The 26,603-nt window shown below is 39.9% G+C and carries 20 protein-coding genes and 1 riboswitch; of the genes, 14 read left to right on the top strand and 6 right to left on the bottom strand.

Translation table 11 applies throughout. The annotated features are described in order from the left end of the window. Positions 1 to 71: 71 nt before the first annotated feature. Both FG24_RS06710 and FG24_RS06705 read right to left on the bottom strand, forming a co-directional pair. Positions 72 to 1,400, bottom strand: coding sequence for an ATP-binding protein (locus FG24_RS06710; protein ID WP_036302155.1), 1,329 nt, complete (start codon positions 1,398 to 1,400; stop codon positions 72 to 74). Then, positions 1,397 to 2,062 (bottom strand): response regulator, encoded by a 666-nt coding sequence (locus FG24_RS06705; protein ID WP_036302154.1) that lies wholly within the window; start codon positions 2,060 to 2,062, stop codon positions 1,397 to 1,399. The genes FG24_RS06710 and FG24_RS06705 overlap by 4 nt, the downstream gene beginning before the upstream one ends. 182 nt (positions 2,063 to 2,244) lie before the next feature. On the opposite strand from FG24_RS06705, the gene FG24_RS06700 reads away from it, so the two are divergent. The 11 genes from FG24_RS06700 to FG24_RS06650 all read left to right on the top strand — a co-directional run bounded on the left by FG24_RS06700 (position 2,245) and on the right by FG24_RS06650 (position 18,945). After that, a complete protein-coding gene (locus FG24_RS06700) occupies positions 2,245 to 3,576 on the top strand; it encodes a TolC family protein (protein WP_235189732.1) in 1,332 nt (443 codons plus the stop codon). Between the two features lie 56 nt (positions 3,577 to 3,632). Then, entirely contained in the window at positions 3,633 to 4,850 is a 1,218-nt protein-coding gene (locus FG24_RS06695) for an efflux RND transporter periplasmic adaptor subunit (RefSeq protein ID WP_235189731.1), read from the top strand. A 17-nt stretch (positions 4,851 to 4,867) separates the two neighbouring features. Further along, positions 4,868 to 7,930, top strand: coding sequence for an efflux RND transporter permease subunit (locus FG24_RS06690; RefSeq protein ID WP_036302151.1), 3,063 nt, complete (start codon positions 4,868 to 4,870; stop codon positions 7,928 to 7,930). A gap of 182 nt (positions 7,931 to 8,112) precedes the next feature. Next, positions 8,113 to 9,804 (top strand): phosphoethanolamine transferase, encoded by a 1,692-nt coding sequence (locus tag FG24_RS06685; protein ID WP_051901459.1) that lies wholly within the window; start codon positions 8,113 to 8,115, stop codon positions 9,802 to 9,804. Between the two features lie 146 nt (positions 9,805 to 9,950). After that, positions 9,951 to 11,642: a phosphoethanolamine transferase CptA gene (cptA, locus tag FG24_RS06680; protein ID WP_036302149.1), complete on the top strand. Its 1,692-nt coding sequence runs from the start codon at positions 9,951 to 9,953 to the stop codon at positions 11,640 to 11,642. 634 nt (positions 11,643 to 12,276) lie between these two features. Then, complete coding sequence (locus tag FG24_RS06675) at positions 12,277 to 12,627, top strand: hypothetical protein (RefSeq protein ID WP_036302147.1); 351 nt, start codon at positions 12,277 to 12,279, stop codon at positions 12,625 to 12,627. 171 nt (positions 12,628 to 12,798) lie between these two features. Beyond that, positions 12,799 to 13,503, top strand: coding sequence for a class I SAM-dependent methyltransferase (locus tag FG24_RS06670; protein ID WP_036302146.1), 705 nt, complete (start codon positions 12,799 to 12,801; stop codon positions 13,501 to 13,503). Between the two features lie 310 nt (positions 13,504 to 13,813). After that, positions 13,814 to 13,909: riboswitch (cyclic di-GMP riboswitch) on the top strand. 306 nt (positions 13,910 to 14,215) lie between these two features. Beyond that, on the top strand, positions 14,216 to 16,243 hold the full coding sequence (locus FG24_RS06665) for an autotransporter domain-containing protein (RefSeq protein WP_051901458.1): 2,028 nt from the start codon (positions 14,216 to 14,218) through the stop codon (positions 16,241 to 16,243). Positions 16,244 to 16,557: 314 nt separating this feature from the next. Continuing rightward, positions 16,558 to 17,079 (top strand): hypothetical protein, encoded by a 522-nt coding sequence (locus tag FG24_RS06660; RefSeq protein WP_036302144.1) that lies wholly within the window; start codon positions 16,558 to 16,560, stop codon positions 17,077 to 17,079. Between the two features lie 148 nt (positions 17,080 to 17,227). Then, complete coding sequence (locus tag FG24_RS06655) at positions 17,228 to 18,265, top strand: hypothetical protein (RefSeq protein ID WP_036302143.1); 1,038 nt, start codon at positions 17,228 to 17,230, stop codon at positions 18,263 to 18,265. Between the two features lie 74 nt (positions 18,266 to 18,339). Then, complete coding sequence (locus FG24_RS06650; RefSeq protein WP_036302142.1) at positions 18,340 to 18,945, top strand: hypothetical protein; 606 nt, start codon at positions 18,340 to 18,342, stop codon at positions 18,943 to 18,945. A gap of 252 nt (positions 18,946 to 19,197) precedes the next feature. On the opposite strand, the gene FG24_RS06645 is transcribed toward FG24_RS06650, so the two are convergent. Together FG24_RS06645 and FG24_RS06640 are read right to left on the bottom strand one after the other, a co-directional pair. Then, positions 19,198 to 19,410, bottom strand: coding sequence for a YqaE/Pmp3 family membrane protein (locus tag FG24_RS06645; protein ID WP_036302141.1), 213 nt, complete (start codon positions 19,408 to 19,410; stop codon positions 19,198 to 19,200). Positions 19,411 to 19,540: 130 nt separating this feature from the next. Next, the gene (locus tag FG24_RS06640; protein ID WP_036302140.1) at positions 19,541 to 20,128 is read right to left on the bottom strand and encodes a recombinase family protein; all 588 of its coding nucleotides are present in this window, start codon (positions 20,126 to 20,128) and stop codon (positions 19,541 to 19,543) included. Between the two features lie 358 nt (positions 20,129 to 20,486). On the opposite strand from FG24_RS06640, the gene FG24_RS06635 reads away from it, so the two are divergent. Together FG24_RS06635 and FG24_RS06630 are read left to right on the top strand one after the other, a co-directional pair. Further along, positions 20,487 to 21,836: a sensor domain-containing diguanylate cyclase gene (locus FG24_RS06635; protein ID WP_051901457.1), complete on the top strand. Its 1,350-nt coding sequence runs from the start codon at positions 20,487 to 20,489 to the stop codon at positions 21,834 to 21,836. Positions 21,837 to 22,109: 273 nt separating this feature from the next. Then, positions 22,110 to 22,901 carry a MipA/OmpV family protein gene (locus FG24_RS06630; protein ID WP_036302139.1) on the top strand — a complete coding sequence of 264 codons (792 nt, stop codon included), beginning with the start codon at positions 22,110 to 22,112 and terminating at the stop codon, positions 22,899 to 22,901. A gap of 145 nt (positions 22,902 to 23,046) precedes the next feature. Here the strand turns inward: FG24_RS06630 and FG24_RS06625 are convergent, their stop codons facing one another. Both FG24_RS06625 and gdhA read right to left on the bottom strand, forming a co-directional pair. After that, complete coding sequence (locus FG24_RS06625; RefSeq protein WP_036302138.1) at positions 23,047 to 23,520, bottom strand: MgtC/SapB family protein; 474 nt, start codon at positions 23,518 to 23,520, stop codon at positions 23,047 to 23,049. A gap of 312 nt (positions 23,521 to 23,832) precedes the next feature. Further along, positions 23,833 to 25,185 carry an NADP-specific glutamate dehydrogenase gene (gene gdhA / locus FG24_RS06620; RefSeq protein WP_036302136.1) on the bottom strand — a complete coding sequence of 451 codons (1,353 nt, stop codon included), beginning with the start codon at positions 25,183 to 25,185 and terminating at the stop codon, positions 23,833 to 23,835. A gap of 384 nt (positions 25,186 to 25,569) precedes the next feature. Here gdhA and FG24_RS06615 point away from each other — a divergent pair, with 384 nt between their 5' ends. Further along, positions 25,570 to 26,583 (top strand): catalase family peroxidase, encoded by a 1,014-nt coding sequence (locus tag FG24_RS06615; protein WP_051901456.1) that lies wholly within the window; start codon positions 25,570 to 25,572, stop codon positions 26,581 to 26,583. Positions 26,584 to 26,603: the final 20 nt, after the last annotated feature.

Below are 26,603 nucleotides of genomic sequence, written 5' to 3'. Positions count from 1 at the left end.
CCCAATTTTCGTCCTTCATAGTTTAACTCATGACATCTAAGCGGAACAAAGCTGTCATTAAGATAATCTATTTATCTAACAAAAGTAACTTTAAATGATAAGCCATGATTTAGGTTAGACAACTTAATTATTGCACCATGCTGTAAGGCAATTTCTCTCACAATAGAAAGGCCCAAGCCTGATCCGCAAGTATCTTTGTTTTCCCCTCTGTAAAACCTTTCAAACACTCGTTCAAAATCATCATTTGAAATACCTGGACCAGTATCATTAACTTCTAAAACAGCGTGTTCAGTATCGTTAGACAAAGAAATATTCACACTCCCGTAATTAGGTGTGTAGCGAATTGCATTATCTAGAATATTGTTAATTAGTACTTTAATTTCGTGTTGAACTCCATCTATCATGGCAACCTCTCCATTTGTTAATCCCAAGTCAATACCCTTTTGATGAGCTAAGGGTAATAACTCTTCGATGGACTCTTTGACTAACTGAAGTAGATTGAGCCGCTGAATTTCTCTTAATCGATTATTTGGCTCAATACGCGCCAAAGTTAATAGTTGACTAATTAGCTGCTCCGTCCTACCAACACCTATTTTTAAACTCTGAATTGCTAGTTCTTGTTCATCCTTTGTTTTAGCTTGTTCAAGCAAAGAAAGTTGTAATTTAAGTGCTGTGATTGGTGTTCTCAACTCATGCGCTGCATCTGATGTAAATCTTTTCAGCACTCCCACCATGTCAGACAATTTCCCCATAAAAATGTTAAGGGATTGTACTAAAGGCTTAATTTCAACTGGCAACTGATGATCTGGAAAAGGTTTCAGATCGGTGCTATGCCGGTGTTGAATTTCATATGACAATATAGATAGTGGGGAAAGCGCTTTTCTGATTGCTAAAAATATCAATAGCACTAAAAATGGAATAAACAACAACTGAGAAGCCATTAAACTAATAGCAGTCTCTTTAATTGTATTTTTTCTTAATCGAAGAGACTGTGCCACTTGGATGGTTTCTTGATTAACCTTAATTGCAAAAAATCGCCATTGTTTATTCAGATATTTTTGTGTGGAAAAGCCTAATGTTGAGGGAAGTGGCACTTTAATATCGGGATGCGACACATAGAGTACCGTTCCATCTTTAGCCAACACGCGCACGTAAAACTCTTCCTCACCTTGTATTGTTGAGCCTTTTCCCACTTGAGTATTACTGTACAGATGTGTCACATCATGAATCGCAAGGTGTTGAGCCGCAATTGCGCTACCTACCTGTTCCAGGTTTGCATCATATAGTTCATCTAACTCTTCTTTACTTACCCAATATGAAGCTAAACTGATTAGGCAATATATCAGTAAGATCGCTAGCGTGATGTAAATTAGCAAAAATCGTTTAATAGAATGATTCATATATTGGCTCTCGCTTTCGGAAAGGTATAACCAACACCTCTCACGTTGAGAATAATGTTCGCACCAAACTTTCGCCTGATGGTATGAATGTGAACTTCTACAGCGTTGCTTTCAACTTCTTCATTCCAACCATATATTTTCTCCTCTAATTGACCTCTGGAGTAAATCACACCAGGGTTTTCTAGTAGCGTTTGCATAATATTAAATGCTTTGACTGACAGCCTTTCAGTTTTACCTTGATAACTCAATGTAAAAGTGGCTGGGTTTAAACTTGCATCACCGTAACTAATGATAGGGTCAGTGCGATCCTGCTTTCGTCTAGTTAGCACACGAATCCTTGCCTCCAACTCCTCTATAGCAAATGGCTTAAGCAGATAATCATCTGCACCGCAATCTAGACCTTTCACACGGTCTTCAATGCTATCGCGTGCAGTAATAATTAACACAGGTGTTGACATACCTTTCTCACGTAATTGAATCAAGTATTCAAGTCCTGATCGCTTGGGTAGGCCAAGATCTAACAAAATCAAGTCATATGTCTCAAGGTTTAAAGTGTGCTCACCAGCAAAAGTTTCTTTTACCCAGTTTACGGCATGGCTCTTCAAGGCCTTTTGAAGGCTTTGGCCAATCATTTCATCATCTTCAATTAGTAATATCCGCACAATCTATTCCTTAATTCTAATTGGCAAAAGCTACTTAGCCTCCAATTACATGAATTCATGTTGCCACGTATTTCTTAATGGAAACTTAAAAGATTGGATTCAACTGTTAAGTTTCCATTAAGTTTAAGTCATTACAGTACTCACAACTTTTCTTCAGTATGTGACTAATTATGCCTTCAGGCTTGATAAATAAAATCTATTGCTACTTGATTATTCTATCCATTCTTATGTTCAGTAGTGGTTGTCAATCTATACCCGATACGGCAGATAGAGCAAGTATCATTCAAAATGTGGTTGCTTATGATCAGCAACTATCTAGTAACAAAGCTGATGTTGTTCAGCAGATAGAAATTAAGCTAAAAGAGAGCACGATACTGAGTGAATCAGAAGCAGTAATATATGCACTAAATAATAATGCAGCATTTAAGTCTTTGCTAATTGACCTAAAGCTTGCAAAGGCTGATTTAGTAAATGCAGGCTTACTTCCAAACCCTGAGTTACTCTTTGCATTTGGTGTAGCAAATAAACCTTACCGTTATGCGATTGATCTACCAATCGAGGCGCTTTGGTTAAGGCCAATTAGATTACGCACAATGAAGCATGAAGCCGATGCTGTAGCCTATCGCCTAACACAGTCGGGGCTCAATCTTATTAAAGATGTACGGATTGCTTATGCACAAGCAGTGTTAGCACAAGAGCAATTGAAGGTAACGGAAGTATCCTACCATTTACGCAATACTATTTACACACTATCACGGAAGCGTCTTGAAGCTGGCGATATCAATGGTAAAGATATTTTACTTGCCCAAAATGATGCGGCTATTGCAAAACGTGACTTGGAACTTGCGCAATATGATGTAAACATTAAGATGCAAGGTCTTCTCTATTTGCTGGGTATTGGACAAAAATATCCATATGTAGTGTTGTCACCTAATCTTACCCCTGCTTGCCATATAAATGATGTTGACAGCTTACTCGCACAATCTTTAACTCATCGCCCAGATGTTCTGGCTGCGCAATATTCAATCAATGCTACAAAAGAGAAGGCTAAATTATCAAAGCTTAGTTGGTTGAGGTTTACTGGTACTGCCGATGCCACTAGTGGTCAGGTGACTGGACACACGCTAGGCCCAGCAATCCGCTCCACAATTCCTATTGTTAATCAGAATCAAGGCGCTATCAGCAGAGCAGAAGCCGATCTGGAAAAAGCAGAATTGAATCTAGAGTCACTGAAGCAACAAGCTGTTTTAGAAATAAGAACCGCTCATCTTCAATATCGACAATCTTGCCATGACTGGAATGTCTTGCAAGACTCACTCATACCTTCCATGAAGCAAATGATTCAACTCACAGAGCAGGCTTATCAAAAAGGAGATATTGCTTACTTGCAAACGCTTGAGGCAAATCGTCAATTTATAGATACACAAATGAGAAAAGTAAAACTAAAGGCAGACCTCATTGCTAAGTATGCGGAATTAATGCGAAACAGCAGCAATATAACTGTTGCTAAATAATGGATAAAAGACAAATGAACATGCTGAATGTAAAACAATTTCTATTGATGTTGACCATGACACAGAAAAAAATGTGGATTGCGATAGCTTTAGTCTCAATCACTATTTTATTAGGTTCTATCATGTTCATAGAAGGCCCTAGTAAAGAGGTTAAAGCGCAACATCAACCTGCACAGACTGTTGTACCAGAGAGTTCATTAAATACTGTCTATCTCAACGATGATGCATATCGCAAACTTGGCATAGAAACAGCAATGATAAAGCGTGAACAACTAGTTGCAAATAAAACATATGGCAGCGAAATTGTGGCGCCTCCTGGCAGCATAGTAAGCGTTTCAGCACCTATCTCTGGTAAGTTAATGTCTGTTGATAAAACACCCTTAAAACCAGGTGCGCAAATACAATCGGGACAATTACTCTATCGTATTCAACCGATAATTAGCGCAGATGCGCGTGCTAATTTGGTGAGTGCACTTGCTGATGCTGAAAGCTTTGTAAAAGTTGCAAAGTCGCAAGTGAATGCAACAGAAATCGCGCTAAATCGTGCAAAGAAATTGTTACAAGACTTAGTTGGAAGTCAACGTAGTGTCGATGAAGCCAATGCGGCACATGAAATTGCACTTAGGAACTTAGAAGCGGCACATGTCAAAAGAAATGCGCTATATCAAATTGTCAATCTAGGTACGGTTAAACCAATTGAGATCAAATCACCTCAAGCAGGCATCGTCAGTAATATATTTGCAGTGAGCGATCAACTGGTGTCTGCTGGTAACCCCATTATGGAGATTTCAGCGCTCAATTCATTATGGGTGCGCGTGCCAATTCCAACGGGTGATTTAGACAGCATAGATCAACAGGCTGATGCCAAAATCCAGCCATCTTCAACCAGTCCCAGCATTTCCAGTCTTGTGGCAAAACCCATTAATGCGCCGCCTACAGCCGATCCACTTACGAGCACCACGCATCTCTATTACGCCATACAAAATGACCACTTAGCGTTACGTCCTATGCAGCGTGTAAGTGTCACGCTTAATACACTGAACCAATCCACTCATGCTTTAACACTTCCATGGTCAGCAGTTGTATTTGATATTTATGGAGGAAGTTGGGTTTACACACATAAGTCTAAATATACATATGAGCGTAAAAGAATATTTTTAGATTATGTAAGTGGTCATCAAGCAATTATTAGTGAAGGGCCTCCTGAAGGTTCAATGGTTGTAGTGAATGGCGCATTAGAGCTATTCGGCGTTGAAACTGGCTTCGCTCACTAAACCACATAGGTCACTATATGTTAAAAAAAATCATTTATTCTGCTGTAAAAGGCCGCATGGTCGTCATGATCATCTCGTTTACGCTCATATTATTTGGTTTCAATACCATCAAGCAGGCGCCCCTGGATGTATTTCCTGAATTTGCACCTATTAAGGTTGAAATCCAAACAGAAGCACCAGGACTTTCTACAGAGGAGACTGAGCACCTGATTAGCATGCCTCTTGAGCAGGCGCTTAATGGTACACCTCAACTTAAAACCTTACGTTCAAAGTCAGTGTTAGGGTTATCTTCAGTTGTTCTGTTGTTTGAGGAAGTAACTGATCTTTTTCAAGCAAGGCAGTATGTGCAAGAGCGCCTAGGTTTAGTGGCTGGCCGCTTGCCAGTTGTCGCTAAGCCTCCAGTGATGATGCCTCCATTGTCATCGTTATCACGTGTACTTAAAGTTGGTGTTTCTTCCAAAACACTCTCCCAAATGGATATCAGCACATTGACCATGTGGACAATACGTCCACGCCTAATGTCTATACCTGGGGTGGCAAACGTTGCGGTTTGGGGACAACGCGATAAGCAGTTACAGATTGTGATAGACCCAGATCGGTTACGTGCTTCTGGCATCACCCTACAACAAGTCATGCTAGCTTCTAGCGATGCAGCAAGTATTGAGTCTGGTGGATTTGTTGATTCACCCAATCAACGGATTGCTGTACGTTATAAAAACTTAACTACCAAGCCTGAAGAGTTAGCAAATACAGTTGTGGACTTTAAAAACGGAGCACCTATTCGTTTAGGAGATATTGCGGATATTGAGATTGGAGAACCGCCGGCCATTGGTGATGCTGTCATCAACCACGGAGATGGTTTGTTACTGATTGTAGAAAAGCACCCCAACGCTAATACGATTCAGGTCACTAAGAGTGTTGAGGCAGCCCTTGCAGAACTCAAACCTGCGATTAAAGAGTTAGAGATTGATTCCACCATATTTAGGCCAGCCACATTTATTGAGCGTGCGATTGATAACTTGCAAAATGCATTAGTGCTTGGTGCGCTTTTGGTTGCGCTCATTCTCATGGTATTTTTGCGCAACAAACGTGCAGCATTGATTAGTATATGTGCGATTCCTCTTTCATTACTTAGCGCTGTATTAGTGCTTACTGCACTTAATGTCGGTATGAATACCATGGTTATTGCGGGTCTAGTGATCGCATTGGGCGAAGTCGTGGATGATGCAATTATTGATGTAGAAAACATCATACGGCGATTGAAATTAAACCAACTATTAGACGTTCCAAAATCGAAACTTAACGTCATCGTAAATGCGTCGTTAGAAGTCCGGAGTGCAGTGGTCTATGCCACCATGATTGTGATGGTGGTTTTCCTGCCAGTATTCTTTTTAGACGGTATTGCAGGTGCTTTCTTTCAACCTCTAGCCATGGCTTATTTGTTAGCCATCTTGGCTTCTTTGATTGTTGCACTTGTTGTAACACCTGCGATATCTTTTATGTTGTTAGATGTAGAACATGAAGAAGACGATATTGCTATCGTCAACTGGTTACAGAGTAAATACTCTAGGTTACTAGACACCATTTTAGCTAGACCCAAAAAGATTTTTGTAGCAGCGGCGATTGCATTTACTGCGACAGGTGTAGGCTCATTTTATTTAGGTTCAGAATTTTTACCAGAATTTAAAGAGACGGATTTTTTGATGCACTTTCTTGAGCGTCCAGGTGCATCAATTCAACAAATGAAAAAAATCAGTATGTTGGCAAGTCATGACTTACTAGCGATTCCAGGGGTAAGAAACTTTGGAGCACATATCGGTCGTGCAGAAGTGGCTGATGAGGTAGTTGGGCCTAATTTTACTGAGCTATGGGTGAGCATAGATCCTGATATAAATTACGAAGAAACAGTCTCTGCCATTCAAAAAACCATGCATGGCTACTCAGGTATTTTTACCGATGTGCAAACCTACTTAAAAGAACGTAGCAAAGAGGTACTCTCTGGCACAAGCTCTAGCATAGTAGTGCGTTTATTTGGTCCAGATTTAGCTGTGTTGCGCGAGCATGCAGAACTCATTAAACAAACCATGCAAACTGTGGATGGTATTGCGGATTTAAAAGTAGAGCCACAAGTACTAATCCCTCAAATTGAGATTCGCCTAAAAAAAGACGCTGCAAAACATTACGGCATCAACACCAATGACATTCGTAAAGTGACAAGCATGGTACTGAAAGGTACAAAGGTTGGTGAAGTATATGAAGCACAGCAAAAAGTAGATGTAGTGGTCATCGGTGCTCCTGAAAGTAAATCAGACTTACGTGCAATACAAGAGTTACCAATAGATTCGGCATTTGGGCCACAGCTGAGAATAAAGGATGTAGCAGATGTTTACTTTATTGGTATGCCTAATGAGATAAAACGCGAGGCAGTATCAAGACGAATCGATATTGTTGCAAATGCCAAAAATCGTGACTTAGGATCTGTGGCATCGGAAGTCGAAAGCAAAGTATCTGCAATGACTTTACCTGCTGGGTATTACCCACAGTTTTTAGGTGAGTATAGTGCCCAGAAAGCAGCCACTCAGAAACTGCTTGGCCTCACATTATTGATGATATTTGCAATTATCTTGATAGTGTATATAGATTTCAAATCTCATCAACATACGCTTATCTTTTTGGCGTCATTACCGTTTGCACTCATGGGTGGTGTTATTGGGGTGTTTTTATCTGGCGGAATTATTTCTCTTGGCTCTATGGTCGGATTTATTGCTGTATTAGGCATTGCATCCAGAAACGGTATTTTGTTAATTAGCCACTACAGGCACTTAATTGCAAGTGAGGGCTATCAGTTTGGATTGGACGTTGTTAAGCGTGGCTCACAAGAGCGTTTAGTTCCAATACTAATGACGGCACTTGCCACCTCGCTTGCTTTACTTCCTATCATTTTTAAAGGGCCGATTTCTGGCTATGAAATTGAATATCCGTTAGCAGTGGTGGTGGTGACTGGATTGCTTACTTCAACATTACTTAACCTTATTTTATTACCGAGTATTTTCTTAAAGTTTGGAAAAATCAAAACCTGAATTTTGTGAATTAAAACTGCAAAATTTGCATGATTTAAAACTAGTAATAATTTACATCCCTGCAAATATTGCAGTACTAATGCTAAATAAAATATTTTAATTATTAAAATCATGTAGATAGATAGTAGGCATGTAAGTTGCTTTTGGTGTTAAAGATGTTCATAAAAGGCTTTAGAGGAAACATGCAATCTAAGTTATTAAATAAATATGGAAGCCTAGCAAATAGAAGGGATATGGTTAACTCCCAGACCGCTGCTATATTTTTAGTTGTCATTTTGATAATGGTGACAGGAAATTTTTCACTGTTCCATGGCATTTTAAATATCTATCCACTCACTTTCGGAAACTTGCCATTTCTCATTTCCCTTGCCTTGTTTTTCACGTCATTGACAGCAATTTTTTTCTTAGTAATCAGTCATGGTAAGTGGACACGCTGGATTCTTGCTGGCTTTCTGTTAATTACATCTCAATCTGCCTATTACATGGATCATTTAGGTGTCATTATTGATACCGTCATGATTGACAATGTCGTACAAACAAACAAAAGCGAGTTTTCAAGTTTAATCACCTCCACCTTAATATTGAGAACATTCTTTTTTGGTGTTATTCCCGCTTGGTTAATACTCAAATATTGCCCGGAACCTCGCAGTCTTAAAATCGAATTAAAATCTAGGTTACGCTCATTATTGTTATTACTGTTGGCACTTGTGTTACTAGTGATACCGTTTACACCAGATTACACATCATTCATCCGTGAGCACAGAATCGTAAGGTTTTATTCAAACCCTACCTATTCAGTATATTCGGCCATTAAATACATTAACCAGCAATCTAACATTACTGCCCATCAATCAATATTATCTAAGACGGCTGCAGATGCTGTTTTATTAGATCCATCTACCAGTAAAAATGAATTAATCATTATGGTAGTAGGTGAAACGGCTCGTGCAGATAGGTTTTCATTAAACGGCTATCAGCGTGAAACTAACCCTGAGTTGTCTAAACAAGATATCGTTAGTTTTACTAACGTTACTTCATGTGGCACGTCAACTAATGTTTCTGTGCCATGTATGTTTTCATCATTGGGTCGTGAAAAATATGATAAAGAAAAAGCACTAGAGCAAGAGAATGCACTCGATGTTTTACAAAAAAATGGCATTGAAATTTTATGGAGAGACAATAATTCAGACTCAAAAGGCGTGGCAACACGAATCAAATACGAAGACTTTAAATCACCCACACGCAATACCGTTTGCAAAGGCGAATGCAGGGATGTAGGAATGCTAAAAGGATTAGATGCCTATATCGAAAAAAATAAAGGCAAAGATATGATGATTGTGTTGCACCAAATGGGCAATCATGGTCCTGAGTATTATCGTAGATATCCAAAAGAATTTGAACGTTTTAAACCTGCTTGTCAAACCGGAGAATTAAGAGATTGTTCTCAAATAGAAATCGATAATGCGTATGACAATGCCATCCTATATACAGATTACTTCTTATCTGAAGTCATTAATTTTCTAAAGAAATATGACGAGAATTATGAAGTGGCAATGTTATATGTGGCTGACCATGGAGAGTCTTTAGGTGAGCATGGTGTTTATCTTCATGCGGCACCTTATATGATCGCTCCAAGAGAGCAAAAACATGTACCTGTCATCGCATGGGCCGGCAAGAATTTTGACTACAACTTAAATGAGATTAGACCCTACAAAGATATCGCACTTAGTCATGACGATTTGTTTTGTACTTTGCTTGTAGGCTTTGAACTCGACTCCAAGATCTGCGAGAGTAAGAGCGGCATTCTTGCTAGAAACAAAAATTTACAAACCTATGCATTGTCCGATTTAAATTCTAATGAGAAGTTAAATTAGTAAAGATTAATGACGACAAAACTCCGCTACCAACACTATTAATTCAAATATTTGTATCTTTAAAGGCATGTGGGAATTTAAAGAAGATTTGACAACGCAAAAGCCTAAATTTTTATAACAATACTAAAGTAGTCCCAAACATAATAATGATCAAAAAAATTCATCTAAATGCCAATTGGCAAGCATTCCTGACTCTTTATTTTTTCTTTTTCTATTTTTCAGGCATTACACATATTCTGCTACAAGTGACAGATTCAACGATTTTTGTTGGACTAAGGCAGGCAATTTATATGAGCTTGTTATGGGTGATTCCAGCATTACTGATTCCCAATAAGACCAAATTAATATCAAGTGTAATTGGTATTATTCTTTGGTTTACATCGTTAGTTAGTCTAGGCTACTTTTGCATCTATCAACAAGAATTCTCTCAAAGTGTAATTTTCATTATTTTTGAATCAAATCCAGCTGAATCTTATGAGTTCATCGCTCAGTATTTCAAATGGTGGATGTTGCCAGTATTTGTTGTTCATACAATCGTTAGTTTTTTACTTTGGCGTCAAGTTAAGCCAACATTTATCCCTTTTAACCGCGCGCTATTCATTAGTCTATTCATTTTAATATTTTTGTTTGGTATACCAGTTTTAAAGAATTATGTGATTAAAAAGGCACAATGGAGTGATGTAGTTTATAAAATTGAAAAGAGTTTACAACCTGCTCAACCATGGCAGTTAATTATCGGATATCTACATTATCGTGAACAATTAGCGACGATGGAGGCTATGCTTGAGAAGAATAAAAGCTTACCTCCAGTTAAAAATCTTAAGGATAAATACGGAGACCTTAATAGCACGATGGTATTGGTAATTGGCGAGTCTACCAACCGTCAACATATGAGTTTATATGGATATAAGCGTCCAACCACACCTAGGTTAGATGCGATGAAAAATGAACTATCAGTATTTAAAAACGCATTTTCGTCTCGGCCATCGACGATTGAGTCTTTAGAGCAAATTCTCACTTTTGCTGACCAGGAAAATCCAGACTTGTATCTCACTAAGCCAACATTAATGAACATTATGAATCAAGCTGGCTATAAAACGTTTTGGATAACCAACCAGCAAACTATAACAAAGCGCAATACGATGTTGACGAACTTTTCTAAGCAAATGGATGTTCAATTTTATATGAACAATTCAAGCGCACAGAATTCAAGACAATACGATGAAAATGTTTTAGAGCCTTTACAAAAATCTCTAAATGATAGTGCCCATAAGAAATTTATTGTTGTACATCTCTTAGGTACGCATATGAAATATAAATATCGCTACCCAGACGATTTTGCTAAATTCAACTCTTCTGAAGGATTAAATAAAGAGCTTAATCAGAAAAAAATAGATGTCATTAACTCATACGACAACGCCGTTTTTTACAACGATTATATTGTCACTTCTATTAAAAAAATGATGGAAGCTAAACAAGAGCGAAGTTTTATGGCTTACCTCTCCGATCATGGTGAGGATGTATATGACACGCCACCGCATGACTTTCTTGGACGAAATGAAGGAAAACCTACACTTTCGATGTATGCCACACCTTTAATAATGTGGGCATCACCAGCATGGCAGCAAAGTTCAAATGTGAATTTAAATATAAACCTAAATATGCCCTATAGTCTTTCAAATTTCATTCATACTTGGTTTGACGTTGCAGGTTTAAGTTTTGATGATCTCGTTATTAAAAAAAGTATCGTAAATTCAGCATTTAAACAATCTCCAATACTAATTGGCGACCCTAATGGTAATGCTGGCCTAAAGATGCTGAAAACTGAAACAAAATAAGCTTCGTAGATTTCGTATGTTTAATAATATTTAATATTTTCTATAAATATCAGTAAAAAATGTATTTTCAATGTGCGCTATGTGGTTTGAGTTCAGGGCTACTCAGAGATTTACAGGTGTCTTAGAAGCATATGGAGACCATCAATCAAGCCCATTCGCTCAAGCTGGTTTAAGGATGTCTGTTATACCCAACTTCTTCCAAGTAGGTGCCACCTTGGGAAGACAACTCAACGGTGTAAATGATAACCAGTGGCTATCTTTTGGGTTTCGCATTACGCCAGACAAACTATTCTGACACCGATGAAGTGGAATTGAAATTGCAACTGTCAGTCTGCTTAGCGGATTCAGTGTAAATGCAGGACAAAACCAGTAATATAGCTTTGACACGTCTACTTCAAAAACACATCATTTTAGTCGTTCAATGAAGTTTTGCTATTCATAACAAAAGCATTTCTATGCTAATGCATCGGCATCTTAATGTTAGTTCAATTATTCTATCTCTAACAGCAGTAAAACATACTCATCATCGTTTAATACACCATCTCCAATGTGTTTGGTGCAAATCACAAATGAATCTTAATATATTTTCATGTTAGACTAAATTTGACTTTGTGCTTACAAGTGGAATTTATTCATGTACGAGCCGATACTACACCCACCAATACCTCCTGATAGATTCATTATTAGAGTCCTGCGACATGTCGCAGTTGCAGTTGCAGTTTTAATTCTTCTGGTTTCAATTGTAATTGGAATGGCTGGTTATCAGTATTTTGAACAACTTTCTTGGCGCAGTGCATTTTTGAATTCAGCGATGCTTTTGGGTGGAATGGGACCGGTAGATGCGCCTAATACTGATGGAGGTAAACTTTTTGCAGGGCTGTATGCACTTTATGCTGGCTTGATATTTATAGTCGTTGCTGGACTTATCCTTGCGCCATTAGTACATAGGGTGATGCATAAGTTTCATTGGGCAGAGGATCCGTAAGTTTTATAAAAATTAAATAAATTGCACATATGTAGATGCTATTAGGTTTTCTGTAAACTGAGGATACTAATGTGTATCAGCTGAGTGACAGGTTTGCGGGATTCAGCAGATATTGTATGCATTTTTCCTTATTCTTAAACTCAATATTTTTGAAAGCAATTTAATATTCATATGTATAAGCTACTTATTTTACTGGCTTGTCTTTTAATCCTATTGCAGGCTAATACTACTTTTGCAGAAAGCAATCGTTACAAACAGTTTCCACAGACAGCAGAAGGCACTGGTAAAGTATTTATGGGGCGCGAAATTGCGCATGTAATGGGTTACCAGGGTGCAGGTTGGTTGGAGCGTGAAAGTCGAGAAAAAGAAGAGCGCACAGATGTACTGATTCAACAACTCCAGTTAAAAAAAAGCATGGTAATCGCTGATATTGGGGCAGGTACTGGCTATTTGTCGCGCCGTTTGTCTGAAAAAGTAGGTGCAAATGGCGTTATTTACGCCGTTGATGTACAGCCAGAAATGATGGGTAAGATTAAGGCACTTGCTAAAAAACACAATAATATTCAACCCGTTTTATCTCAAGTTGACGATGTTAAATTAGCAGAAAACTCTCTTGATATGGCCATTATGGTCGATGTATATCACGAACTCGAATATCCATTTGAAACTATTCAAAGCCTGTTAAAAGCGCTAAAGCCTCAAGCCCAGCTCATTTTGGTGGAGTATCGTGCTGAGGACGACAAAGTCAAGATTAAAGAAACACATAAAATGAGCGAGGCACAAATTATTAAAGAACTCACCATCCATCCGCTCAAATGGCAGACAACTATTCATAGTTTGCCTTTACAGCATATCGTTATATTTACTAAGCAGTAAATATTTAGCTATTTTTAACCAACGAAAATTATGCCAATAAAATTGGTAAGCTTTTTGCTCGACTGAGCTTTTCTGAGCGATCTCTAGAAAACGGGTGAAGTCCAGTTGGCTTCTATAATTGACCGTCTGCTTTGCGGATTAACACGACTATGGCATATTAGCGGGACAAAGCTGCCAGTCTATGCATTAAACTAAAGCTATGGGAGGCGGCAAGAAGAAACCTGCCTTTATAGGACATGACACTTTGATTGTTGTTAATTTTATTAGTTTGGATTTATTGACTCCGATTTCAAAGAGAGTAGACTGAATTTAATATAAAAGGTATACCCGACTGAAAAGCGGGGACGCAAAGTTACCGGTCTAAGGAATAATTTAAATATTGCTCTATGACAGCGAGATCGCCAATCTTCATACCTATGTAAACTAGGTATCAGTCCAGAGGTGCGTCTTTCTGTCGCGGAACTCTGCGATTCTTAAACTTCTTTCGTTATTTCTCTGCCCCCCATTTACGTAAGTAGGGAAATTCTTTTACGATCTTTCTAAATTAATAATTTCAATTTTTAAGTTGGGTTATATATTAGAAACACTAAAGCAATCAAATAACATCAAAAAAGCTTCAATAATGACGAATAAAAAAATTGTGCAACCATCCCGTAATAGAACTTCTCTTCTTAAGAATACTAAGTATTACAAATCCCAAAGGCCAATAGGCATGAGTATCAGGCCAATCCTGCTCGCTCTGCTCTCTGCAATACCACTCATCTCTCCAGCAGCCTATGCCGCGGACACTTTCAGTGGCTTGGGTGAGTTGGCGGGAGGAACTTTCTATAGTGAGGCAAATGCGATCAGTAGCGATGGTTCCGTAGTGGTGGGATACAGTGGTATTACCTTTCAAGCTTTCCGCTGGACACAGGCCGGTGGCATGGTGGGGCTTGGAGATCTGGCTGGCAGTTACTTCCAGAGTCAGGCAAATGCTGTGAGTAGTGATGGTTCAGTGGTGGTAGGCTATGGGAATGGTACCAGTGGTACCGAAGCCTTCCGCTGGACACAGGCCGGCGGTATGGTGGGGCTTGGAGATCTGGCAGGAGGAGCATTCTCTAGTCAGGCATATGGGGTTAGTAGCGATGGTTCGGTAGTGGTGGGCTACGGGAATACTGTCACTGGTCGAGAAGCCTTCCGCTGGACACAGGCCGGCGGCATGGTGGGGCTGGGGGACATAGCAGGTGGAAGTACTTATAGTCAGGCGAATGCGGTCAATAGCGATGGTTCGGTAGTGGTTGGCTTAGGAAATAGCGCGAGTGGTTTCGAAGCTTTCCGCTGGACACAGGCCGGTGGCATGGTGGGGCTGGGAGACCTAGCAGGGGGTAGTTTCTCTAGTGAGGCGAAAGCGGTCAATAGCGATGGCTCTGTAGTAGTGGGCTTCGGGAATAGTGCCGCTGGTCGAGAAGCCTTTCGCTGGACACAGGCCGGTGGCATGGTGGGGCTGGGCGATCTGGCAGGGGGTAGTTTTCTTAGTCAGGCAAATGCGGTCAATAGCGATGGTTCGGTGGTTGTCGGTTATGGGGTTAGTGCCAGTGGTCAGGAAGCGTTCCGCTGGACACAGACTGGCGGCATGATTCGAGTGCAGGACTGGTTAGCAGATGCAGGTGTCAGCGCCGTAGGATTTACAAAGTTGACTGAAGCCCGTGGCATAAGTGGTGATGGTCACACTGTGGTCGGTTATGGGCAATCTGTAAATGGCAGGGAGGCTTTTATTGCACGTGTCGAACCTGATTTGACGGGCGGTGGCAACGGCATCATCGGCCTGACAGATTTGGCAAACAGCATGGCGCAAACGCACGCCGTTAGTAACCAGATGGAAGGTCTTACCTCGCTCACACTGAATGGTGCGCATCACAGGACATTGTCCGAGATCGCTCTACAGAATGGTCAGAGTTGTGGTTGGGTAAGCGGTGATCTCAGTCGTCTTTGGCGTCAAGCCAATGGGACAGTCGGTACTGCTGAAGTGGGTGCCTGTCACAAATTCTCTAATCAGGGTGTGATGATAGGTTTTGGTGTGGGTAGCAACTTCTCCAATCTTGATTTAGCGAACAACGGTAAAAGTCGTATCAATGGACAATATGGTGTAGCTGAGGTCAATTGGTATATTCCAAACACAACCCTACTCGCTTCTGTATTAGGTGTTTATGGTGAGTGGGATGCCAACCTATCACGTGGCTATGCCATCGCAGGTACAGTTCGATCCAAAGGTGAAACGGATATCACGGGTTATAGCCTGAGAGCCAGAATAGATTGGCAAGATGCGTTCTCTTTGGGAGAGGTCTCTTTCAGTCCGCGTATTGCTTACTCCCTTATGAAAACTGAGGTGGATGGGTATAGAGAGATTGGTGGGTCTGCTCCGGCAAATTTCCAAGACCAAAACCATACAGCTAAAGAGTTACGTATTGGATTGACCGGTAAGTATCTTTTGAGCGAGCAAGTAACCCTGCTGGGGCATGCTGAAATTGCCCATCGTTTTGATGATAAAGTGGCCACTATACAAGGCAACATTAATGCCCTTGGCGTGGGTATAGGTTTCCGTCAAGATGGTAATCAAGTTCAAAAGAACTGGGCGCGTCTCGGTGCTGAGATTGATTATAGAGTCAACCCAGCTAATCTAATCAGCATGAGTAGCTTTGTTGCAAGTGCTGGCCAGGATGCTGATTTGACTGCTGCATTGAGTTGGAAAATGCTGTTCTAGACCAATTTAATCCTGATGCCAGTGCTCTAAAGACATTAATATTACGGAAAGCTAGTCTTAATTTCGCGTTTAACACGCCTTCGGCATAACAGGGGGACAAAGCTGCCTGTCATTTATTCAAAAAATTTTAATCTCTATTAGAATTCAATTACAATCAAGTTAATTGTGCTGTGTCTCTATATCTATATTTAAATATAGAAAACGAGAAAAATTAAAAAAAATAAAGACAAGAGATTCCAGCTATGTCCCACGAATTTTCAATTATTAATATAGAGACCAATGGGTTTCTGTATTAACTGTTAGGCTTAATGCATATGGCCACAGACATCTTTTCCGAAAAAGACCGCCTTTGCCAAGCTATTGGAAAGGTGGTTATCGAATTTCAGTTCATCGAATACATGGTTGCCGAGATTCTTGCTTCTATTCTCAAAATGAGGGAGGAATCTGATCAACACCGGGTGGCAGCCGCTATGAGCTTTCGTCAGAAGACCGATCTCATTTGCGACCTATATCCGACCCGTAGACATGCAAAGTGGTTGGAAGTGGATATTTCACTTGTTCGCAAAGCCTTGTTCGCATCTGAGGATTTTCGGAATCGAGTCGTTCATTCTTTTTGGCATGTTTCAGGCTCCGAGCCCATGCAGTGGATGCGTTCCAAGGCCAGCCTTCGCAGCCCTGCTGGTCTTCGGGTGACTACTAGCACTGCCAACATAGAAGTGCTGGAGCAAGGTGCCAAAGTCATGTACGGAATTCGGGATTGGTATGTCGCAGAACCACCGAAACTTAAGCGCTTACTTGCAGACCTGGAACGCCTTTCGGAAATACTGAACTCTTGAAGACGGCCTCCGAAACAACGCCTATCCCGCCGCTCCAGAGGAACGCTCCGCCGGCAAACCGACACCGCACCCATTACCTCCAACTTTGGGTCGCAAATGCCACACATTGCTCTTTCCTAGTTTAAGTAGTTGACCACGGATTTGATTTATGAATAGTTATGATGACCTTAAGAAACAACAAGACTTTCTCGATGAGATCGCAAGCTACAAATACATCGAAGATGATGGATGCTTGTTGCTTGAGCCGTTCTGTGTCTATCTTTCGGCTTGCTTTAACTTTGATGGGATCCCTGAAAAGTCCCCACAGCCAGTTGACATATACATGCTCTTAGTGAATATGATTAGAGAAAGATTCGTGGCAGATAGTGAACGCCACTACATATACTATAAGCGGATTATTGATTGGTCACCGGCTTTGGCTTTTGTGTATCCAGAGAAAAAGGCAACATGCGTTCACTTAGCAGCACTTGTCCAAATTTCACATGATTGGATTTACGACATCGGTCATATCCTGATGCAAATACCTGAGCCCGACAGTCCTACAAAGTATTTTGACTGGGTTAAAGAAGAATGGGTAGCAGTGTATGGATTCATTAATGGGTACCACAACGCTTTCTATTCATTCCAAAAAGAGTTTGATAGAAAGGGTATTCAAGATAAAGGGTTTTCACTCTTCGAAGCGTTACATCTTTCGAGGTATAAAAAGATTGACTTCGATGCTGCTACAGAACTCCTGAAAACACGGCATGAATCCTATATGGCCGCTTTGTCCCGCGTAGAACAGGCCATTCTCGATGGCTACTTTCTTGAGGCTATTACACTTCAGGAAAGCCTAATTAGCAACTGCCTTTTCAATTATTTAGTCAATATAGGCACTGTGCTAGACAACCCGTCATTCAACAGACTACTCAAAGCAATTAGCAAAAGCGCTGTAAACTTGGACGAATCGACCATCTTACTTTTTAAGAAACTTGATGCTTGGCGAATTGATCGTAACAAATCTATGCACGGGTTCATTACTGCAACAAGCGACTCCATGAATCAGTCCCGCCAGTCATTTGAACGATTAGCAGAAACGACCGCAAAGGACGGAAAATATTTTTGTAATAGCGTAGTCTTATGGTACGAACTCGAGTGCGTTAATTTTATTCCTCACCAGTTTCAATCTAAGATTGCTGTTCACTAATGCGACCGAACCCAACATTCAAGCGGGACGCCTAGCGGCGCCACTTAATTCAAACGTTATGTGTTGGGTTCCAAATGAATGACTTCTCCGAAAACCTGAAGACTCACCTTTCGTTCATCGCTCGGTCGTGCGAGTTGTATGACCAGGGCCACAAAGAAGAAGCTCTTCGGGTTGCCGTATCGCTAAGGGTCATGTTTCACGACACTGCGCACAGCATCTCACTGCTCAAGCACCTTCAACGTAAGGAATCGATACATCTCATTTCTACTTTCGCGTCACAGAAGTCGATGAGCGCTGAATATGGGAATGTGCATTGGCACACTGTGATTCCCGTGATGCTCACATCTCGAGGCGTTCAAGCTCCAACGAATAGTTGGCCTACGCGGTCAGTTCTGGTTATTGACGACTGGTGGCAAGAGCAAATATGGCTGGAGGGAGCGATTGCCTTATCAAGAAAAGACATCATTCTCTCCGCTGCAAACCAAGATGGTGGAGCCCATGTTGACGCAAATCCAAATGAGAAAACGAGGAAGGTGAAACGAGGGCCAGACGCAACCGTGAGAATCAATGGCAAGCTGTTCGAGGGTGGCATGAGCAACCACCATTTACCGTTGATTCGACAAATGGCTTATGAGGTTTTGGAATGCAAAGGGCTTTATGAACTGGCTAAAAGCACATAACACTGCGGTGCAGGTGACACTGCGCGATAAAGCCGCGCCGCGCACCTGACCTCTAAGTTGGGTGTCGGCTTTAGGCTGACTTCTGACTATGGCATGTTTATGCTAACCGTCCGCTTTGCGGATTTATCTGACATACGAGAGTTAAGCAACACATACTTTTTTGGCTAAACTTATTAGATTAACTCTTCAATCATAACAAACAAAATTTTATCACGCACCTAATAATACTAGTGCGTGATAATTGGCTTTGTCTTATGATAAAGATTGATTTCTTGGGTTACGTAAAAGTGCACCTTCTATCTTTTTATCTGTCTTGTACTGACCTAATGCAAACACTGCCCATATAGCAGCTGGTATCCAACCTATAAGGGTGACCTGCAGAAATAAACATACAAACCCCGCAAATGGTCGACCAATAGTAAAAAATGAAATGAATGGTAAAAATATTGCCAGTAATAAGCGCATAAATGTTTCCTTAAGTGATTTAAATATTTATTAGAGCCAACCTATTAATTAGCCCGTAAATTCAAAATATCAAAACATTTAATTAGTGCAACCTTTACTAAAAATTAAGACTAACAAGTTATCTGCATACTTAATCTTTAACATGGTTACCAAATGGTAACGCAGATCTAACGCCGTATTTATAGAGTGTTTCTCGAGAAATATTTAACTCTTTGGCAACTCTGGATAGAGGTTCCCCATTTTTAGTCCTGGCTTTAGCTTTTTCAATAACTTCATCAGTAACTTTACGCCTCCCGCTATACTTACCATCTGCCTTGGCAATCGCAATGCCTTCCAGTTGGCGCTCACGAATAAGTTCACGTTCAAACTCGGCAAATGCAGCCAGCATGGTGAGTTGCAGCTTGGCCATATGGTCTTTAGAGTCTGGGGAGAAAACCAGATTGTTTTTATTGAAACTGACGGTCGCCCCCTTTGCTAGAATCTGTTCAACCAGATTGAGCAAGTCTTTCGCATTACGTGCTAATCGATCAATAGAATGTACATGCAATGTGTCACCTTGCCTGATGTAGGAAAGACATTCATGAAGTATGGGGCGCTTTGTGTCCTTACCTGACAATTTTTCAGTGAATGTCTTGTTAAGACTGATACCATCCAGTTGCCTGATGGTATTTTGATCAATACTGGAAACCCTGATATAGCCTACATGTTGTCCTGTCATGACTTTTATATTCCTTAATAGTTAACTGCCTATTAAGATCTATAGCATGCATTTACATCCTGTCAAATTTTGCCATTTCAATTTCATCTGACAATCAATCATGATATTTCAAGGTGTCAGTTAAGGTAGACTCGAACTGACAATGAGTGATAAGTCATTATTTAAAAGTCCTATTAAGACAAAATGATTCGGTGTCATGATATGACATCGGCTTTCTGGGGCGGAGTAAATGAGATAATTGAATAAATTCAATCAGGCAGAAATATCCGCAAAGCGGACAAACGTTTGCAACATTTAACTATTAATCAAACTTCAATTACCAAGGCATATTTTTTAGCAATTCATTTATAATTTTACTATGAATGCTAATAAGATATGGAATATTAAGTGTCTCGTAGTCGCTACAATCATTGCGCTAGTGGCATTCCTTTTCTTTAGCCATTTTCTTAATCTGCAAAAGCAGAAGTTAAAAGCAGATGAAACACTAAAGTCGTCTGTGTATGGCAACCTACTTTGGACTGAAGTAGACCGTGAATTAAATTCAATTTTGTTTATTTCCAACGGGATGGCAAGCTACATCTCAGCATATAGAGATGATCTGCGGCCGAAGAAAATTAAATTCATTCTTAAAGATTTATGGGAACGCTCCAAGCATGTCCGTAATTTAGGAGTAGCCGTTGGTTATCAATTAACATACATATATCCAGAGGCTAATAATTTAAAAATAATTGGGACGGATTTTCGTAATATCCCCCAGCAATGGCCTAAAGTAAAACAGGCGATAGAAACCCGCCAAGGTGTTTTTGATGGACCTGTTGATTTGATACAAGGTGGGCAAGGCTTTATTTATCGCTATCCGATATTCCTAGATGGAGAGTATTGGGGAATCATGTCTACGGTAATCAATACCAATGAATTTTTGGATTCAGCATTCAAAAATACGCCAAAAAATCATCAATTCGCCATCCGAACATATGATGATAAAAAAGTCTTTTATGGTGATCCAAAGTTGTTTACAGATAAAAACACCTATCAGCAAACCAGTATCGTGCCAAATGGCAAGTGGGAGTGGGCGATTAAAAACCACACAAACACGTTCACAGATCAGCTAATTATTTATCAGATTATTGGATTTTTATTAAGCCTATTATTTGGAGTGACGGCTTACCGCACAATCCAAGCTGTAGGCATGTTATCTGAGCAAGCCATGCTTGATAGCCTGACCCATTTACCGAACCGCAGGCTTTTGCAAAAACGTATGGAGGTTGCCCATTACTCCTGTAAACGCTTACACAAAATGATGGCAATTCTCATCATTGATATCGATTATTTTAAAAAGATTAATGACACTTATGGTCACGATTTTGGGGATGAAGTCATTAAAATAGTTGCTAACGGAATCAAAGCCACGTTGCGTGATAGTGATACGGTCAGTCGCGTAGGGGGAGATGAGTTTATTGTATTGCTGAAAGAATTTAAAGTTTTAGATAATGTACATGCAATCGCGCACAAACTGACACAAGTGTTCGCTAGCCCTTGGTTGGTATTAGATAAAGAAATTACGATTCATTTAAGTATAGGAATCTCGATTTTTAACCCTGATGATCCTGTCAGTGTTAAAGAGCTTTTAAAAGAAGCTGATATCGCTTTGTATGATTCAAAAGCACAAGGTCGGAACAGATTTAGTTTCTATCAGAAAGGTCAATAATTTGAGGCAATATCATGGCCTACTTCTAGTAGCGGTATCCTACAAGTAAAAAAATCTTAAAAGCCTAAATTAACAGAAGTTTTGTCCCGCAAAATTTGCCAAAGGTCTATTAAGTCCGCAAAGTTGGCAGCCGGAGATAACGCGTAAGCACTCACATTTGTAGTCTACTCATAACCCTGAATAGATCATTACAAATATTGAGAACTATCTTGGAATTTAATTGACTCAAGGCTTAGATCAACCACAACAACATAACCAATAAAAAAGTAATTTATGAAAAATATTGTAACTTTTAATGTAATCAGTTTAATTGCAAGTCTTTCACTTTTATCAACCGCTTATGCCAACGATAAAATTGATCGAGACACAGAAACAGCAATACCTCGCAGTAAAAACCTCTATGGGATTGGTGTTGCAGTGTTACCAAAAACATCTGGTTCAGATGAGTTCAGGGTTCTAGCACTACCTATCATTAATGCAAACTATGGTGACCGCTTTTATATAAACGCTTTGCAAGCCGGCGTTTGGTTGCTAGATTCAGATGATAAACGTCTAAGGTTTGGTATCGCCACACAAGCTAGGTTTGGATGGGATGCGGATGACGGAAAGCTAACACGTGGCATGACCGATCGTGATTTCACTGTTGATTTAGGACCAACAGTTCGGTGGCAAACAGATTACGGCACTTTCAACGCACAGTGGGCTTTTGACGTCGGCGGTGCCAGTAATGGACAGACGGTTGAATTGCAATATATCAAAAATCTGATTCGTGATAAAAAACTCAAACTTAACGGCAGTTTAGGCGTGACTTGGAACGATCATAAGTTTAACGATTACTACTTTGGCGTAGGTTCAAACGAAACATCACAATTTCGACCTGCTTACTCTGCAGGATCTGGTACTGAATTTAAAGTTGGTGTGAATGGTTCATATGCAGTAGGTAAAGATAGTTTTGTACTTTTTGGCACATCGGTTACTCGATTAAGTGATGAACAAGCCAATAGCCCAATTGTTGAGAGTCGGATGCAACCATTCGCTTATCTTGGCTACTCAATCACATATTGAAAACTTATTTTATGAATTCAGTAGTTTAAATTAGCATCAATCTTTTCTCAAACAAAGACGTACATATGAAAATGTGCTTTCTTATTTGAGAAGGAACTACTTTCAAAAGGCCCGAAATAATCGTGTAGGCTCATGAGCAGCATACTTAATCTTTCAAATGTTTCCGATAGCGTGGTACCAAAGCAAGAATAGCTAAAGTCATCAGCGTACTTAACACTGCGGTTGCCTCAAAACCCATACCAACAGTAACGCCTATAGCTGCTGTAATCCAAATGGAGGCAGCTGTAGTTAATCCTGTTTCATTTTCCTTTTGCTGACCAATCATAATTGCGCCCGCACCAAGAAAGCCAACGCCTGCAATCAGACCTTGTAGCACTCTAGAGACTTCTTCAGGTGAGACCCCTGCCTGTTGTGGCACGATGATAAAAATTGCTGCGCCTAATGCTACTAACATATGCGTTCTGATGCCAGCTGACTTCCCTTTCATCTCTCGCTCATAACCCAATAGTCCACCAAGAATAGACGCTGTAATTAACCTGAGCACGACCTTTGTGATTTGGGTGACATTAGATAAATCTGAAAACTCGGACAGCACGGTAAGCCAAATTAAATCAAGCATCTAGAAATCATCCTGCGGTTAAAGTGGAATTAAGTAGTTACGCTCTAATAATTCTAAATCCAATTTAATTAATATAAAAATATAAAATAAATCAAAAATTGTTCATAAAAATGAATGAATAATGATTAAATTTATTTTCATCAACATTTGTGTAAATGTGAACCTCGTAACTTCATGTCAAATGCATACAAAATCGGTGTCTCAAGCGTACTCATATAATTTTTAATACTGAAGAATCTTTTATATATCTCTAATGATAGGCTTCGTCTCAATATAACTGGAATGAAGTCTATGAATTACAAAAAACAATAATTACATAACCCCCTGATCAATCATCGCATCGGCTACCTTACGGAAACCAGCAATATTAGCACCTAAGACTAAATTATCTGGCTGACCAAACTCTTTTGCAGTTTCACTAGCACTCGTGTAGATATTTTTCATTATATTGAATAGCTTGCCATCAACTTCTGCGAACGTCCATTGCTGCATGCTTGAGTTTTGTGCCATTTCCAGCTGACTTGTGGCAACACCGCCAGCATTGGCCGCCTTACCTGGACCATAAGCAATGGCAGCCTTAAGAATTTTCTCCACAGCATTCGATGTAGACGGCATGTTAGCTCCTTCAGATATGCATAGACAGCCATTTTTCAGCAATACTTCCGCATCAGCTTCATTAAGTTCATTTTGAGTTGCACATGGAAAAGCAGCTTGGCATGGTATAGACCATATATGGTTTCTACCTGATGGGTAATCAGCGACTGATGTATATTTTGCGTCTGGATGGTAGTTTAGATACTTAGATAAACATGCAGCCTCAACTTCTTTTACTTGTTTTAACACAGCAAGATCAATCCCATTTTCATGATAGATCATGCCACGTGAGTCACTGCATGCAACTGGTCTTGCGCCAAGCTGATAAAGTTTTTCTATTGTATAAATTGCAACGTTGCCAGCACCAGATACTATGCAAGTCTTTCCTTCTAGACTGTCACCACGGTTTTCTAACATATTTTGCGCAAAATACACTGCTCCATAACCGGTAGCTTGTGTGCGGCCTAGTGAGCCACCCCAAGGGATCTTTTTACCCGTGAGCACGCCATCAAAACTACCTGTTATACGCTTATATTGACCGTACATATAACCGATTTCACGACCACCAACGCCAATGTCACCGGCTGGTACATCAACGGTTGGCCCGATATGACGATATAGCTCTGTCATGAAAGCTTGGCAGAACCGCATTATTTCATTGTCTGATTTGCCTTTAGGGTCAAAATCACTACCTCCCTTGCCACCACCAATTGCCAACCCTGTAAGTGAGTTTTTAAAAATCTGCTCAAACCCTAAAAACTTAACAATCCCACCATAGACACTTGGATGAAATCGGATACCACCTTTGTATGGTCCAAGTGCGGAATTAAACTGTACTCTATATCCTTTATTAACTTGCACATGTCCAAGATCATCAACCCATGCGATACGGAACATAATTTGACGTTCTGGTTCTACTATGCGCTCTATGATGCCATTTTTTTTATATTTTGGATTTTTATCCAACAATGGGCGTAATGAAGTTAAAACCTCGTCAACCGCCTGATAGAATTCAAATTCTGCAGGGCCAGATTTTTTCAATCGATCTATTGTCTCAGCTACGTAAGGCATCTATTATTTCCTAAATTTAAAATTGCACCAGAATAGAACCATTTTATATAGTGCACCAAAATAGAGCAAATTAACTTGTGTGAAAAATTAACAGCAATTAGTAGATTTGAGGATAAATTTACAATTAAGCTGTCAATTTTAAAATGGTAAAGAGAGAAATTAACCTTTCTTGACGTAGTAGATGGTTTTTACCTAAAAATCTAAAGTGAAAACCACATGGAATAGCTACTAAGCAAATAAAATTGCTAATCCGCTTTGTCCCGCTTAGATGTCGATTGTAGATACGATTACACAAATCGTTGATTAAATCAGAACTTAGTATTTTGATATTGGTACATACCCAAGTAACGCTAACGTTTTATACGAATAAATAGACTAAATCACATGATGAATATCCCAAACCTTATTTCTTTAAAGACTGTGTCATCTGTTTTGTTAGTGATGCTATATTCAGTTGCTCAAGCAGATACTAGTCCATCAAAACCCGTGTTTGAGCAACTTGTTGATGCTCAAACAACTATTGCAAAGGGTCCGTACAAAGGTTTGCGTGTTAGTCACAACAAAGGAGTTCTTCTGACGGGCACATTTATTCCATCACAATCTGCTTCTAGTATTACTAAAGCTGCACACTTACAAAAAACTCCAAGCAAGCTAACCATAAGGTTTTCTAATGCAGGGGGAGTGCCCACAATAGAAGACAACAATCCAAGTGCCAATCCACGCGGGATGGCAATCAGGTTTGAATTACCCAATGGATCAATAACAGATATTGTTAGCCTATCTATCAATGCGTTTCCAGTATCAACGCCAGAGAAGTTTTTAGGGTTTCTAAATGCAATTATTGCCTCTAAGGGGGAATCAACTAAACCAAGTACCTTAGATCAATTGATTTCAGAAACACCCTCTTTGCAAAGATTTATTGCTATACCTAGGGACTTCCCAGTAAGTTTTACTACAGCAAGTTACTTTGGAATTAATGCATTTGAATTTATAAATGCAAATGGTCAAAAAAGTTATGCGCGCTATCAAATCATCCCGGTGAATGGGAAGAAAGCTTTAAGCCCTGACCAAGTAAAAAGTGCCGAACCAAATTATCTATTTGAAGAATTGCCTGAGCGCCTAAAGAAAACAAATCCAGCCTTCAAACTTTTGGCTCAGATTGCTGATAAAGATGATGTTATCAATGACCCAAGTGTAGTTTGGCCTGATGACAGAAAGTTAGTTGAACTTGGGATAATTCATGTTGAAGACATGGTTCCATATAATATTGAAGCGGAAAAATCTTTAGCATTTAACCCATTGTTATTACTAGATGGTATTGAACCTACCAATAATCCAGTGCTGCTCGCTAGACCAAGTGCATATGCAGTGAGCGTTGGGCGGAGATTAACACCATAAGCATAACAGCCCTCATTAAC

This window comes from Methylotenera sp. L2L1 (assembly GCF_000744605.1).
Classification (GTDB): domain Bacteria; phylum Pseudomonadota; class Gammaproteobacteria; order Burkholderiales; family Methylophilaceae; genus Methylotenera.
The sequence above is the reverse complement of the archived record's forward strand: the minus strand, read 5'-3'. Positions and strand labels throughout refer to the sequence as shown.

Bases quoted from the DNA above. Each gene is read 5' to 3' on its own strand.
- FG24_RS06660 (WP_036302144.1), top strand. From the start codon at position 16,558: ATGGCCACAGACATCTTTTCCGAAAAAGACCGCCTTTGCCAAGCTATT.
- FG24_RS06645 (WP_036302141.1), bottom strand. From the start codon at position 19,410: ATGCGCTTATTACTGGCAATATTTTTACCATTCATTTCATTTTTTACT.
- FG24_RS06615 (WP_051901456.1), top strand. From the start codon at position 25,570: ATGATGAATATCCCAAACCTTATTTCTTTAAAGACTGTGTCATCTGTT.
- FG24_RS06665 (WP_051901458.1), top strand. From the start codon at position 14,216: ATGAGTATCAGGCCAATCCTGCTCGCTCTGCTCTCTGCAATACCACTC.
- FG24_RS06710 (WP_036302155.1), bottom strand. From the start codon at position 1,400: ATGAATCATTCTATTAAACGATTTTTGCTAATTTACATCACGCTAGCG.
- FG24_RS06640 (WP_036302140.1), bottom strand. From the start codon at position 20,128: ATGACAGGACAACATGTAGGCTATATCAGGGTTTCCAGTATTGATCAA.
- FG24_RS06625 (WP_036302138.1), bottom strand. From the start codon at position 23,520: ATGCTTGATTTAATTTGGCTTACCGTGCTGTCCGAGTTTTCAGATTTA.
- FG24_RS06670 (WP_036302146.1), top strand. From the start codon at position 12,799: ATGTATAAGCTACTTATTTTACTGGCTTGTCTTTTAATCCTATTGCAG.
- FG24_RS06635 (WP_051901457.1), top strand. From the start codon at position 20,487: ATGAATGCTAATAAGATATGGAATATTAAGTGTCTCGTAGTCGCTACA.
- FG24_RS06630 (WP_036302139.1), top strand. From the start codon at position 22,110: ATGAAAAATATTGTAACTTTTAATGTAATCAGTTTAATTGCAAGTCTT.
- FG24_RS06695 (WP_235189731.1), top strand. From the start codon at position 3,633: ATGACACAGAAAAAAATGTGGATTGCGATAGCTTTAGTCTCAATCACT.
- FG24_RS06650 (WP_036302142.1), top strand. From the start codon at position 18,340: ATGAATGACTTCTCCGAAAACCTGAAGACTCACCTTTCGTTCATCGCT.
- gdhA (WP_036302136.1), bottom strand. From the start codon at position 25,185: ATGCCTTACGTAGCTGAGACAATAGATCGATTGAAAAAATCTGGCCCT.
- FG24_RS06690 (WP_036302151.1), top strand. From the start codon at position 4,868: ATGTTAAAAAAAATCATTTATTCTGCTGTAAAAGGCCGCATGGTCGTC.
- FG24_RS06655 (WP_036302143.1), top strand. From the start codon at position 17,228: ATGAATAGTTATGATGACCTTAAGAAACAACAAGACTTTCTCGATGAG.
- FG24_RS06675 (WP_036302147.1), top strand. From the start codon at position 12,277: ATGTACGAGCCGATACTACACCCACCAATACCTCCTGATAGATTCATT.
- cptA (WP_036302149.1), top strand. From the start codon at position 9,951: ATGATCAAAAAAATTCATCTAAATGCCAATTGGCAAGCATTCCTGACT.
- FG24_RS06685 (WP_051901459.1), top strand. From the start codon at position 8,113: ATGCAATCTAAGTTATTAAATAAATATGGAAGCCTAGCAAATAGAAGG.